At 72.9% G+C, this 13,400-nt stretch carries 9 protein-coding genes; 5 read left to right on the forward strand and 4 right to left on the reverse strand.

The annotated features are described in order from the left end of the window. Window positions 1-93: 93 nt before the first annotated feature. Both WEB03_RS01475 and WEB03_RS01480 read right to left on the reverse strand, forming a co-directional pair. Complete coding sequence (locus tag WEB03_RS01475; RefSeq protein WP_368069196.1) at window positions 94-522, reverse strand: response regulator transcription factor; 429 nt, start codon at window positions 520-522, stop codon at window positions 94-96. Between the two features lie 72 nt (window positions 523-594). Further along, window positions 595-1,959 carry a deoxyribodipyrimidine photo-lyase gene (locus WEB03_RS01480; protein WP_368069197.1) on the reverse strand — a complete coding sequence of 455 codons (1,365 nt, stop codon included), beginning with the start codon at window positions 1,957-1,959 and terminating at the stop codon, window positions 595-597. Between the two features lie 117 nt (window positions 1,960-2,076). On the opposite strand from WEB03_RS01480, the gene WEB03_RS01485 reads away from it, so the two are divergent. The 5 genes from WEB03_RS01485 to WEB03_RS01505 all read left to right on the forward strand — a co-directional run bounded on the left by WEB03_RS01485 (window position 2,077) and on the right by WEB03_RS01505 (window position 10,226). After that, window positions 2,077-6,948, forward strand: coding sequence for a DEAD/DEAH box helicase (locus WEB03_RS01485; protein WP_368069228.1), 4,872 nt, complete (start codon window positions 2,077-2,079; stop codon window positions 6,946-6,948). 115 nt (window positions 6,949-7,063) lie between these two features. Then, window positions 7,064-7,240 (forward strand): hypothetical protein, encoded by a 177-nt coding sequence (locus WEB03_RS01490; RefSeq protein WP_368069198.1) that lies wholly within the window; start codon window positions 7,064-7,066, stop codon window positions 7,238-7,240. Between the two features lie 145 nt (window positions 7,241-7,385). Then, window positions 7,386-8,243 carry an Fpg/Nei family DNA glycosylase gene (locus WEB03_RS01495; RefSeq protein WP_368069199.1) on the forward strand — a complete coding sequence of 286 codons (858 nt, stop codon included), beginning with the start codon at window positions 7,386-7,388 and terminating at the stop codon, window positions 8,241-8,243. 14 nt (window positions 8,244-8,257) lie between these two features. Then, complete coding sequence (locus tag WEB03_RS01500; RefSeq protein WP_368069200.1) at window positions 8,258-8,743, forward strand: MarR family winged helix-turn-helix transcriptional regulator; 486 nt, start codon at window positions 8,258-8,260, stop codon at window positions 8,741-8,743. A 187-nt stretch (window positions 8,744-8,930) separates the two neighbouring features. Then, window positions 8,931-10,226 carry a citrate synthase gene (locus tag WEB03_RS01505; RefSeq protein WP_368069201.1) on the forward strand — a complete coding sequence of 432 codons (1,296 nt, stop codon included), beginning with the start codon at window positions 8,931-8,933 and terminating at the stop codon, window positions 10,224-10,226. Window positions 10,227-10,292: 66 nt separating this feature from the next. Here WEB03_RS01505 and WEB03_RS01510 read toward each other — a convergent pair whose 3' ends face one another. Both WEB03_RS01510 and WEB03_RS01515 read right to left on the reverse strand, forming a co-directional pair. Next, a complete protein-coding gene (locus tag WEB03_RS01510; protein WP_368069202.1) occupies window positions 10,293-11,132 on the reverse strand; it encodes a hypothetical protein in 840 nt (279 codons plus the stop codon). Window positions 11,133-11,335: 203 nt separating this feature from the next. Next, a complete protein-coding gene (locus WEB03_RS01515; protein WP_368069203.1) occupies window positions 11,336-13,351 on the reverse strand; it encodes an ABC-F family ATP-binding cassette domain-containing protein in 2,016 nt (671 codons plus the stop codon). Between the last annotated feature and the right edge of the window lie 49 nt (window positions 13,352-13,400).

The following is a 13,400-nucleotide window of genomic DNA, read 5'->3' on the forward strand; positions in this document are numbered from 1 at the left end:
GTCCGCGGTCACCGCCGACGCGGTCGGCGCCGCCGTGGTCATCGCCGCCGTGGTCGCCGTCGTCCCGGTCGCCGTCGTCGCGGCGGCGGCGACTCACGGCTGGAACTCGGCTCGTTGCGCGTCGACGCTCCGGTGGATGGCGGCCACCAGGTCGGCCGGATCCGGCGTCTTCTGGACCAGCTCCACACCGAGCCTCGCGACGCGGTCGCGGGACGCCGCCGCCGCGACGGCGGTGTACGCGACCGCTCCGACGCCCGGGTGCTGCTCGCGCAGCAGCGCCAAGGTCGCGTACCCATCGACACCCGGCATGATGAGGTCGACCACGACGACGTCGGGCGCGTGGTCGGCCACGGCCTGCAGCGCCTCGGTGCCGTCACCGGCGGTCGCGACGACCTCGATCCCGGGACGCAGGTTGAGGCGCGTGCGCATGATCAGACGGAAGTCGGGATCGTCGTCGACGAGGACCACCCGGAGGGGGGTGGAGTCGACAGCCCCCGGGGTGTCGTCGATCGTCGGATGCACGCGGACCTCCGGCCGGACGGACCGGGGTCGAGCGTAGCGGCGCGGGCACGCTGACCCGGATCCGGTCGACCGTCAGGACCTCCCGCGCGCCGCCAGGAACCGGTCCCGTGCCTCAGCGTGGTCGACCACCGGCGGGGGGTAGTCAGCCGAGCTGAACAGCTGGTCATCGCCCTCCCACGGGGCGTGGACGAGCCGGTCGTCGAGGCCCGCGAGCTCGGGCACGTAGCGCCGGATGTACCGACCGGTCGGGTCGTGGCGCCGCGACTGGGTCACGGGGTTGAGGACCCGGTTGGGGCGTGAGTCGGTCCCGGTCCCGGCGACCCACTGCCACTGCGCGAAGTTGTTGGCCAGGTCCCCGTCGACGAGGTGGTCCATGAAGTGCCACGCACCGGCGCGCCAGTCGATGTGGAGGTGCTTGGTGAGGAACGAGGCCGTCAGCATCCTGGCGCGGTTGTGCATCCAGCCCTCTCGCTGGAGCTGTCGCATGCCGGCGTCCACGACGGGGTAGCCGGTGCGGCCCTCACGCCACGCGTCGAGGTCGTCCTCATCATCGCGCCACCGGTCCCCCTGGCTGCGCAGGTCCTCGTCCGGCAGGTCGGGGTTGGCGGCGAGGAGCTGGAGGTTGAAGTCACGCCAACACAGCTGCCGGAGGAAGGCCTCGCGTCCCGACCGGTGCTCATCGCTCCGCGCGGCGACCTCGTTCGGTGACAGGCACCCGAGGTGCAGGTGCGGTGAGAGCTTCGAGGTGCGGTCGTGCCCGAGCTCGTCGCGACCCTCCTCGTAACCCTGGACCGGGTCCTCGAACCACCACGCCGCCCGCTCACGTGCGACCGATCCACCGGTCCGCAGCCGGTCCGGTGCCTCCTGGCCGTCCACGAGGTCGGTCCAGGACGGGATCGTGCCGGTCGGGATGGAGGTCGGCGTGGGGACCCGCTCCGGCGCGGGGACCAGAGCGCGGCGGGGGTGGACCGACCACCGCCGCCAGTACGGCGAGAACACCCGGAAGTGGTCGCCACCGGACGGCTCGATCGCGCCCGGCTCGACCACGGCCACCCCGGGGTGAGCGGTGACGCGGACGCCGAGCTCCGCACCGAGGGCTTCGAGGGCACGCTCACGTCGACGGGCGTGCCGGGAGAAGTCCGCGGTCAGGTGCAGGTCGTCCGCCGCGACCTCGGTCGCCACCATCCGCACCTGCTCGACGAGGTCGCCACTGCGCACGACCAGGCCACCGCCGCGGGCGATGAGCGACGAGCGCAGGTCGCGGAGCGCCTCGAGCAGCGCGGCCACCCGGTTCGGCGCGGCGTACCGGCTGTCGAGGATCGCGCCGTCGAGGACGAACAGCGGCACCACCCGGTCCGCGTCGCGGCACGCCGCGTGCAGGGCGGGGTGGTCGTGGACGCGCAGGTCACGGGTGAACAGCACGATGGCGGTGCGCACGGGGTCTCCGGCGGGGTGGCGTCCCCGAGCTTCGTCGGACCGGACGCCGTGGATGGTCGTTCCTCCCCGGCTCACGGCCACCGCCCCGTGTCGGGGAGCGCCGGTAGCGTGCCCGCGATGGTCGACCACGCCCGCCCCGTCGAGCCGGACGATGCGCTCGAGCGGTTCAGCCCGCCGGTCCGGGAGTGGTTCCGGACCTCCTTCGCCGCGCCCACCGAGGCGCAGGCGCGCGGGTGGCCCGCGATCGCCGACCGCGACCACACGCTCATCCTCGCCCCGACGGGGTCCGGGAAGACCCTGACCGCGTTCCTCGCCGCGATCGATCGGCTCGTGTCGGACCCGGTGCCGCCGAAGGAACAGCGGCTACGGGTGATCTACCTCTCGCCGCTCCGCGCCCTCGCCGTCGACGTCGACCGCAACCTGCGCGCCCCCCTCGAGGGCATCCGTCTCGCGGCCGAGCGCACGGGACACGCCGTGCACCGACCCGAGGTCGGTGTCCGCACCGGCGACACGCCCGCTCGAGATCGCGAACGGATGAAGCGCAACCCGCCGGACGTGCTCATCACCACCCCGGAGTCCCTCTACCTGCTGCTGACCTCGCAGGCACGCGAGACCCTGCGCCACGTCGAGACCGTCATCGTCGACGAGATCCACGCGATGGCGGCCACCAAACGCGGCAGCCACCTCGTGCTCAGCCTCGAACGGCTCGAGCACGAGGTCCGCTTCGGCGGGCTCGAGGACGGCGACGCGCCTCGCCGAGCGCCACAACGGGTCGCGCTGTCGGCAACCCAGCGCCCGCTCGAGGAGATCGCACGGTTCCTCGGGGGCAGCGAACCCACCGACGACGGCGGCGTCCGACCGCGCCCGGTCACGATCATCGACGCCGGGACCGCCAAGAAGCTCGAGCTCGAGGTCGTGGTGCCGGTCGAGGACCTCGCCGAGCTGGGGGTCGCCTCGGGCTCGGGGCGCGGATCGGATGAGCTGCCAGCGGACGACGGCGGGCTCCGATCCGGCCCCGCGGCGGCGGGACCGTCACGGCGCAGCATCTGGCCGGCGATGCACCCGCGCCTGCTCGATCTGATCCTCGAGCACCGCTCCACGCTGATCTTCGTCAACGCCCGCCGGTTGGCCGAGCGGCTGGCCGCCAAGCTCAACGAACTCCACGCCGCGCGGCTGCGCGAGGAGGCCCTGCGTGCGTCCGGGCTCGAGAGTGACGAGCTCGAGGCCGCGCTCGCCGAACCCGACCCGGCGTGGTCGCGCGGCCCGACCGACGCCTCGGCACCACCCGAGCTGGTGATGAGCCACCACGGGTCGCTGTCGCGTGAGCGGCGGCTCCACATCGAGGATCAGCTGAAGTCCGGGCAGCTGCGCGGGCTGGTCGCGACCTCGTCGCTGGAGCTCGGCATCGACATGGGGGCGGTCGACCTCGTCGTCCAGGTGTCCTCCCCGGGTGCGGTGTCGCGCGGGCTCCAGCGGATCGGTCGGTCGGGGCACCAGGTCGGGGCGCCGTCACGGGGTGCGCTGTTCCCGAAGTTCCGTGGTGACCTGGTCGAGACGGCCGTGGTGGTCCGTCGCATGCACGACGGTCTGATCGAGTCGACCCGGTACCCGCGCAACCCTCTGGACGTGCTCGCCCAGCACGTGGTCGCGATGGCGGCGACCGACGAGTGGGCCGTCGACGACCTGCTGGCGCTCGTCCGTCGGGCGGCACCGTTCACCGAGCTGTCGGAGGACGTCTTCCACGGCGTGCTCGACCTGCTCGACGGGCGCTACCCATCGGAGGAGTTCAGCGAGCTGCGGCCGCGGATCGTGTGGGACCGTGTCGCCGGCACCGTCCGCGGGCGAGCTGGCGCGCAGCGGCTCGCCGTGACCAACCCGGGGACGATCCCCGACCGCGGGCTGTTCGGGGTCTTCCTGCCCGACGGTGCGCGCGTGGGCGAGCTCGACGAGGAGATGGTCCACGAGTCCCGGCCCGGCGAGACCTTCGTGCTGGGCGCCTCGACCTGGCGCATCGAGGACATCACCCACGAGCGGGTGGTGGTCACCCCCGCCCCGGGCCAGCCCGGCAAGCTGCCCTTCTGGCACGGCGACGGACCGGGACGCCCGTTCGAGCTCGGCGCGGCGATCGGGGTGTTCCACCGGGAGGTCCGTGCCGGCGCGGAAGCGGACCGGGACGCCGAGGTCGCCCGCCTGCGCGCCGACCACGACCTCGATGCCTGGGCCGCCGACAACCTCGTCAGCTACCTCGAGGAGCAGATCGAGGCCACGGGGGTGCTGCCCGACGATCGGACCGTGGTGGTCGAACGCTTCCGTGACGAGCTCGGCGACTGGCGCGTGTGCATCCTGTCCCCGTTCGGGGCGCAGGTGCACGCGCCGTGGGCGATGGCCATCGAGCGTCAGCTGACCGACGCCGGGTTCGATCCCGAGATCCTCTGGACCGACGACGGCATCGTCCTGCGCCTGCAGGAGTCGTTCGACGCGGTCTTCGAGGGCGGATCCTCCGACGCCCCCTCGGTGATGGACCAGCTGCTGATCGACCCCGACGAGGTCGAGCGCCTGGTCGTCGATCAGCTCGCCGGCACGGCGCTGTTCACCACGACCTTCCGCGAGGCGGCGGGCCGGGCGCTGCTGCTCCCCAAGCGCCGGCCGGGCCAGCGCACCGCCCTGTGGATGCAGCGTCAACGGGCGGCCGACCTGCTCGGCGTCGCCTCGCGCTACCCGACCTTCCCGATCCTGCTCGAGGCGACCCGCGAGGTCCTCCAGGACGTCTTCGACCTGCCGGCCCTCCGCGACCTGCTGGGCCAGCTGCGGTCGCGGCGCATCCGGATCGCCACCGTCGACACCACGTCCGCGTCACCGTTCGCCCAGTCGCTGCTGTTCGGCTGGGTCGGTCAGTACATGTACGAGTACGACTCACCGCTCGCCGAGCGCCGAGCCGCGGCCCTCGCCCTCGACCGCGACCTGCTCCGTGAGCTGCTCGGCGGCGACGAACTGCGTGACCTGCTCGATGTCGACGTCCTCGAGGCGCTCGAGCGTGAGCTGCAACGTCTCGCCCCACCGGCGTCGGTCGCCGAGCTGCTGACCGGCGAGGACGCCGACGACGCCGCGGCACGGCGCGCAGCGGTCGACCGCCGGGCCCGAGACGTCGACGAGCTGCACGACGTCCTCCGGGCCGTCGGCGACCTGACCCGGGGCGAGATCGCCGACCGTGCCACCTCCGATCCCGACCCGTGGATCGACCAGCTGCTCACCGAACGGCGAGCCATCGAGGTCCGGGTCGGCGGCGGCGAACGCATCGCCGCCGCCGAGGACGCCGCGCGGCTGCGCGACGCCATCGGTGTCGCGCTCCCTCCCGGTCTCCCGCAGGTGTTCACCGAGCCCGTCGAGGACCCGCTGGCCGACCTCGTCGGCCGCTACGCCCGGACGCACGGCCCGTTCACCGTCCAGGCCTGCGCGGCTCGCCTGCACGTGCCGGGCGAGCGCGTCGAGGCGACCCTGCGCCACCTCGAACGGATCGACCGGGTCCTGCCGGGCGAGTTCCGTCCCGGCGCGTCCGGGCGGGAGTGGATCGACAGCGAGGTGCTCCGACGCCTGAAGCGCCGTTCGCTCGCGGCCCTACGACGCGAGGTCGAACCGGTCGAACCGGCCGTGCTGGGGCGCTTCCTGCCGGCGTGGCACGGCGTCCGAGGCGCTGAGGGCGCGGGGCGTCGACGAGGCGTCGATGCGCTCGTCGACGTGGTCGCCCAGCTCCAGGGCGCTCCGATCCCGGCCTCCGTGCTCGAGAACGACGTGCTCCCGGCCCGCCTCGACGGCTACCGGCCCGGCGACCTCGACGAGCTGATCGCCGCCGGCGAGGTGGTCTGGCTCGGTGTCGAACCGGTGGGCACGCGCGACGGGCGGGTGGTCCTGTGCTTCCGCGACCAGTTCCCCCTGCTGGTGCCGCTGCTCGGCGGCGGCGACACCGTGGCCGGTGGCCGACCCCCGGGCGACCGGACCGTGCACGATCGGTTGGTCGACCACCTCGGGACCCGTGGCGCGTCGTTCTGGCCCGACCTGCTCACGGCGGTGGCTCGGGGCGCCGGTGACTCCGGTGCTCCGGACGCGCAGGAGGTCCTCGACGCGCTATGGGACCTGGTCTGGGAGGGGCAGGTCACCAACGACACCTACCAACCGGTCCGCGACCTCGTCGGTGGCGGCCGGACGCGCCGCGCGGGCGGGGCCCGCACCGCACGACCGAGACCGGGCCGACCCACGCGTGGTGGCGGTCCTCCCGCCGCCCGCGGACGTTGGTCGCTGACCCGCGACCTGCACGGTCCGCCGCCGAGCGCGGGGGACGTCACGACGACCAGCACCGAACAGCTCCACGGGCTCGCCGAGCAGCTGCTCGAACGACACGGTGTGCTGACCCGCGAGGCCATGCGCGCCGAGTCCGTCCGCGGCGGCTTCTCGACCGTCTACCCCGTCCTGAAGGTGCTCGAGGAGTCGGGCCGCATCCGGCGTGGCTACGTCGTGGCTGGTCTCGGCGCGGCGCAGTTCGCCGCACCCGGCGCGATCGACCGGCTCCGTGCCCTCCGGGTTCCCGCCGGCGGTCGGGACCCCTCGGACGACCCGCCCGAGGTCGTCGTGCTCGCCGCGACCGACCCGGCTCAACCCTACGGCGCAGCGTTGGCGTGGCCGCCGACGGCGGGCCGACCGGCACGTGCGGCCGGTGCGTTCGTGGTGCTGGTGGCCGGCGCCCCGGCCGCGGTGCTCGAGCGCGGCGGGCGGAGCCTGACCACCTTCGAGGACGGCCCGCCACCCGCCACGTGGGTGGCAGCGCTCCGGAACCTGGTCGACGTCCGCCGGCTCCGCAAGCTCGAGATCACCCGCGTCGACGGGGTCCCCGTGCACGACTCACCGTGGTCCACGGTGCTGGCCGAGGAGGGCTTCACGGTCGGCTACCGGGGCCTCACCTACCGCGGTTCGACCCCGGATCCGCGCGCACGCTGATGCGCGCACAACGCGCAGTTCCGGGGGCTGGACGGGGTGAGGTCCTCGCTCTCGCCCCCTCCGGCCCCGTAGGTTGGTCTTCCCGCACCAACCCCGACACAACGGAGGCGGACCGATGGCTGACTCGCTCGTCGTCAACAGCAAGCTCAAGGAGGCCGTCAAGGGCCTCGACCTGCGCATGGACTCCTCGCTCGGCGAGGCCGTGAACGCGAAGATCAACGCGATGCTCAAGGACGCCGCTGAGCGTGCCAAGAGCAACAACCGGGGCACCCTGCGCCCGTACGACCTCTGATCCAGCGCCCCTCCGGGGGCACGCACGCACCCGAGGGGGCCGCTCCGGCGGCCCCCTCGGGCGTTCCCGCCCCTCGTGACGGCCGCGACGACGGTGCCGGGGTGCAGGTGGCGGGCCGGTCCCGCCGCCTGCCTACCCTCGGCCGATGCCCGAGGGAGACACCATCCACCGCGCCGCCGCCGTTCTGCGGTCGGCGCTGGTCGGGCGCCCGCTGACCCGGGTGGACCTGCCACGGCTGCCACGTCCGTGGCCAGCGGTCGGCGCCGAGATCACCGGCGTCGAGGCGCGCGGCAAGCACCTGCTCATCGCGACCTCCGACGGGCTGATCGTCCACACCCACCAGATGATGACGGGGTCCTGGCACCTGTACGCGCCGGGTGAGCGGTGGCGGAAGTCGCCGCGTGCGGCCCGTGTCGTCCTGGCGGTCCACGGCACCGTCGCGGTCTGCTTCGCCAGCCCCGTCGTGGAGGTGCTTGACGCCAGCGGGCTCGCGCGCCACCGCGCGCTCCGGCAGCTCGGTCCGGACCTGTGCGACCCCGGCGCCGATATCGACGAGGCCGTCGCACGCCTCGAACGCCTCTCCACCACCGACCGGACCATCGGCGAGACGCTGCTCGACCAGCGCATCGCCTGCGGGGTGGGCAACGTCTACCGCTGCGACGTGCTGTTCCTCCACGGCATCCACCCCGCGACGCCCGTCGGGGACGTCCCGGCCGGCGAGCGACGCGCGCTGCTGAGCACGGCCGCCGACCTGCTCCGCCGGAACCTCGGACCCGCGAGCTCGCGGACCACGGTCGCCGGCGGCCCCGACGGGAGCCTGTGGGTCTACGGCCGTGGCGGGCACCCCTGCCGGCGGTGCCGCACACCCGTCAGCTCGGGGCACCTCGGCGAGCAGGCCCGGCTCGTCTACTGGTGCCCGACCTGCCAGCCGGCCGCTGCCCCAGGGACGGCGCCGGTCGCAGCCGCCGACCCCGATACGGGCATCGACGCGAGGGGTGGCTGACTACCCTGCCACCCGTGAAGACCTCGCCCCCACCGCCTCCGGCTCGCGACGACGAGCCCATCGTCCCCGCTCCGCAGATGGCGGCGTGGCGCGCGTTCCTGACCGCTCACGCCCGGCTCACCGATGAGCTGGCCAGGGAGCTGCGCGACCGGGTCGGGCTACCGCTGACCTGGTACGACGTGCTCGTGCAGCTGTCCGAGGCCGATGAGCACCGGCTGCGGATGCAGGACCTCGCGGGACGGGTCCTGCTGTCGAAGTCCGGGCTGACGCGTCTCATCGACCGGATGGAGCGCGACGGCCTGGTCGCCCGATCCCCCTGCCAGGACGACCGCCGAGGGACGTGGGCGCAGATGACCGACCGGGGCTACGACGTCATCCGCAGCTCGGCGCCGACCCATCTCGCCGGCGTCCGCGAACACTTCGCCGACCTGCTCGGTGACCACGAGGCCGCGGTGGTCGCCGAAGCGCTCGGACGCGTCGTCGAGCGGCTCGAGGCCTGACCCGCCCGGGGGGGCACCGATCCCCCCGGCCACGGGCGGACGCCCCCGGCCGAGGCCCGCCACGCCCGCTAGGTTCGCTGCCGCGATCGACGCACGTCGACCACCGTCGACCGTGCACCGTCCCCGACCGCCGGGGAGGGGCGACCCCGCTCCCCCGCTGCAGGCCACGACGAGGAGTCCCCCCGAGATGGGTGATCAGAAGGACACGCTCACCGTCACCGACAACCGGACCGGGCAGACCTACGAGCTGCCGATCGAGGACGGCGCGATCCGCTCGATGGACCTGCGCCAGATCAAGGTGAGCGACGACGACTTCGGCCTGCTGGCCTACGACCCCGCGTTCAAGAACACCGCGAACGTCCGCTCCGAGATCACCTACATCGACGGTGACGCCGGGATCCTGCGCTACCGCGGCTACCCGATCGAGCAGCTGGCGGGATCCTCGACCTTCCTCGAGGTGGCCTACCTGCTCATCCACGGCGAGCTGCCGACCCAGGAGGACTACGACCGCTGGGTGTTCGACATCACCCACCACACCTTCATCCACGAGAACATCAAGAAGTTCATCGACGGGTTCCACCACGACGCCCACCCGATGGGCATCCTGGTCTCGTCGGTCGGCGCGCTGTCCACCTTCTACCCCGAAGCCAAGGGCATCGACGATCCCGACACCCGCCAGCAGCAGATCATCCGGCTGATCGCCAAGTTCCCGACGCTCGCCGCCTTCGCCTACCGGCACTCGATCGGGATGAAGTACGCCTACCCCGACAACGACCTGTCGTTCGCGGGCAACTTCCTCAACATGATGTGGAAGACCACCGAGCTCAAGTACGAGCCCGACCCGGTGCTCGAGCGGGCCATGGACGTGCTGCTGATCCTGCACGCCGACCACGAACAGAACTGCTCGACCACCACGATGCGCACCATCGGGTCCTCGGACGCCGACCCCTACTCGGCCGCGGCCGGCGCCACGGCGGCGCTGTACGGGCCCAAGCACGGCGGCGCGAACGAAGCGGTCCTGCGCATGCTCGAGGAGATCGGGACCGCCGACCAGGTGCCTGAGTACGTCGAGAAGGCCAAGAACGGCGAGTTCCGCCTGATGGGCTTCGGGCACCGCGTCTACAAGAACTACGACCCACGCGCGACCATCGTCCGCGACCTCGCCCACGAGGTGTTCGAGGTGACCGGCAAGAACGCGCTGCTCGACATCGCCGTCGAGCTCGAGAACATCGCGCTCGAGGACGAGTACTTCGCCGAGCGCAAGCTCTACCCGAACGTCGACTTCTACTCGGGGATCATCTACCAGGCGATGGGCTTCCCGACCTCGATGTTCCCGGTGCTGTTCGCGATGGGACGCATCCCCGGGTGGCTCGCCCACTGGCAGGAGAACCTGCTCGACGAGGAGCAGGCCATCGTCCGCCCGCGCCAGCTGTTCGTCGGCGCCGGCGAGCGCGACTACGCGCCGGTCGAGGACCGCGGCTGAGGTCCGACCGGCCGCACGACGACGCCCCCGCCGGAAGCGGGGGCGTCGTTCGTGCGTGGGGTGGTCTCAGGCGGTCGTGATCGGCTGGTCGCCGAACTCGCGCCGGGCGAGGGTCCAGACGGCGCCGGCACCGAGGACGAGCGCGCCCGCCAGGAGCTGCAGCGACAGGGGAACCTCGTCGAGGTCCGGTGCTGCCGGGCCGCCGGCGAAGATCGCCTGCTCAGCGGACGGAGCGACGTCGGGGGTGACGGTCGAGTCGATACCCGGGACGATCGAACCCTCGGCGACGAGCGGGTCGGCCGGTTCGTCGATCTGCAGGCTGCTGATGCCGCCGAACGGCACGACCGGGCCGCTGCGGGTGTCGAGGTTGGTCCCGGCGGAGAGGTCGGAACGGAGGGCGCGGATGCTGGCCAGCTGACGCTGGCGCTCGCGCTGGTCGGCCGCGGTCGGCGCGCGGTCGGCGGTACCGGCGGGCTGGACCTCGGAGCCACCACGACTCCCGCGGTCGGTGCTGCCGGAATCGGAGCCACCGCTGGGCGCGGTCCCGCCGTCACCACCGGGTGCGGACGGTGGGGTCGGCGTGGCGCCGTCCCCCTGGGAACCGCTGATCATCTCGTTGACGCGGTCGGTCACGGCGCGGGTCGCGTCGCGGACCGGGTCGGTGACCTGGTCGAGCGGGGTCCCGGTGCTGCCAGCCTCGGGCTCGTCGGCGGCGCCATCATCGGAGGCGCAGAGCTTCGCGTCCAGCTCGAGGTCGCCGAGCGACACGTCCGCCCCGGCGCAGTCCTCGGAGACGTCGACCGAGCCGACACCGGGCAGCTGCAGCTGGGCGGAGGCCGTGCCCGCGGGCACACCGACGGCTAGGACGACCGTCGTCAGGATCGTGAGGAGTCGCTTGCGTCCCATCGGTGCTCCCGTTCGTCCGGTCGGCAGTGAGCCTGCCGCAGTCGTGTCCCTGCTGGGCTCGTGTCGCTCCCAACGAACGGACGTGGTGTAGGTGACGCTCCACCTGCTCGCACAGCCCCTGGAGGGCGAACGCGCGCCATCCCGAGCGCGCGACGCTCACCGACGTCCAGGTGGCGGAGGTCGCTCCCCGCCACGACCGGCGGTCAGGCCCGAGCGGACGCCTCGGCATCCTCGAGGGCGAGGGAGGCCCGTTCCCACCGCTTCATCAGGTCCGCCGCCTCATCCTTCGCGGCACCGTGGCGGGCGACCAGACCCTTGACCCGCTCCTGGTCGTCGTAGACGGCCGGATCCGCGAGCTCACGCGTGAGCTCGGCGACGGTGGCTTCCGCCCGGTTGAGGTCACGTTCGATGCGCGTGACCTCCTTCTTGAGGTCCTTGGTCGCCGCGTGACGCGCCTGGCGACGCTCGGCCTCGCTGCGCTTGTCACGCGTGTCGGCGCGCGGCCCGGCGCTCGGCCCACGTTCCCCCCGCGCGCCGTCGGCGCGGGTCGGCGCTGCCGGCCGCGCAGCCGGGGCGGATCGACGCGCGAGCAGCTCCTCGTAGGTCCCGTCGAACCACCGGGCTCGGCCACCGTCGACCTCGATGATCGCGTCCGCGACCCCACGGATGACGTGACGGTCGTGGGTGATCAACAACACGGTGCCGGGGTAGGCCTGGAGGGCGTCCTCGAGCACGTCGCGCGACGCGAGGTCGAGGTGGTTGGTGGGCTCGTCGAGCAGGAGCAGGTTCACCGGAGAGGCCATGACCTTGGCCAGGCCGAGCCGGGTGCGCTCCCCTCCCGACATCATCCCGACCACCCGCTCAGCGAGGTCGCCCGGGAACCCGAAGGCACCGAGCATCGAGCGGTGGTTGAGGCCCCGGTGCTCGTCACCGAGGGCCGTCCGGAACTCCTCGAGCACGGTCCGGTCGAGGTCCTGCACCTCGGCCTGGTGCTGGTCGACGACCGCGATGTCGACGTTGTGACCGAGCTCGTAGGTCCCGGAGGTCGGCTCGAGCTGCCCGGCGAGGACCCGCAGCAGGGTGGTCTTGCCGGCACCGTTGGGTCCGAGCACGGCCACCTTGCGGCCACGCTCGATCGCCAGGTCCACCCCGTCGAGCACGACGTGATCGTCGAACGCGACACGCAGGCCCTTCGTCTCGACGACGGTGCGTCCGGACCGGGGCGGCTCGGGGAAGGAGAACTTGGCCACCAGTTGCTTGCGGTCGGCGATCTCGATGCGATCGACCTTGTCGAGCGCCTTGACCCGGGACTGGACCTGCTTGGCCTTGGAGGCCTTGTAGCGGAAGCGTTCGACGAACCGTTCGACGTCGGCGAGCTGGCGGTCCTGCTGGGCCCGCGCCGCGCGCAGCGACGCCAGCCGTTCCTCCCGCTGGTGCACGAAGGCGGCGAACCCCCCCTCCTCGGCCACGATCGTCCCCGATCGCACGTCGTAGGTGGTGGCCGTCCCCGCAGCGACCTCGACGATCGTGTCGGCGACCGCATCGATGAAGTCCCGGTCGTGGCTGACGAACAGCAGCGCACCGGGCAGCGAGGTGAGCGTGTCCTCGAGCCACCCGATGGTCTCGACGTCGAGGTGGTTGGTCGGCTCGTCGAGGACGAGCAGATCGGGCTTGGCGAGCAGGAGCTGCGCGAGCGCGACCCGCACCCGCCACCCACCGGACAGCTCGGCGGTGGGACGCCCGTGCGCATCGGGTGGGAAACCGAGCCCCGACAGCACGCGGTGCGCCTCGGCCTCGAGCTCGTAGCCCCCGAGCTGCTCGAAGCTGTCGGTGGTCCGGCCGTAGTCGTCGAGGAGCCGCTCCTGCTCGGCACCGGTCGCGGTCTCGATCCGCTGCTCGAGGGCGCGCAGACGCGCTTCGAGGTCGGTGATGTGCGCGGCGCCGCGCAGGACGTGGTCGAGGACGGTGCCGCCGGCGTCCTCACCGCTCATGGTGTCGACGATGTCCTGGGGCAGGAACCCGAGCCGCAGGCCCTTCGGGCGGGCGACCGTGCCCTCGTCGGCGTCGCGCTCGCCCACGATGGTGCGCAGCAGGGTGGTCTTGCCGGCCCCGTTCCCGCCGACGAGCGCCGTCCGCGACCCCGTGGGGAAGCGCAGGTCGACGTTCTGCAGCAGCGGGCGACCACCCACGCGCAGGACGACGTCGGACAGGCTGAGCACGGGACCTCACAGGAGGTTGGGAGCGAACGCGAGCCAGAGCCCACAGGGG

Origin of the sequence: Nitriliruptor sp. (assembly GCF_040882075.1) — a bacterium.
Taxonomy (GTDB): Bacteria; Actinomycetota; Nitriliruptoria; order Nitriliruptorales; family Nitriliruptoraceae; genus Nitriliruptor.

Coding starts and splice junctions, on each gene's coding strand:
- WEB03_RS01485 (WP_368069228.1), top strand. CDS start 2,077: ATGGTCGACCACGCCCGCCCCGTCGAGCCGGACGATGCGCTCGAGCGG.
- WEB03_RS01490 (WP_368069198.1), top strand. CDS start 7,064: ATGGCTGACTCGCTCGTCGTCAACAGCAAGCTCAAGGAGGCCGTCAAG.
- WEB03_RS01495 (WP_368069199.1), top strand. CDS start 7,386: ATGCCCGAGGGAGACACCATCCACCGCGCCGCCGCCGTTCTGCGGTCG.
- WEB03_RS01505 (WP_368069201.1), top strand. CDS start 8,931: ATGGGTGATCAGAAGGACACGCTCACCGTCACCGACAACCGGACCGGG.
- WEB03_RS01510 (WP_368069202.1), bottom strand. CDS start 11,132: ATGGGACGCAAGCGACTCCTCACGATCCTGACGACGGTCGTCCTAGCC.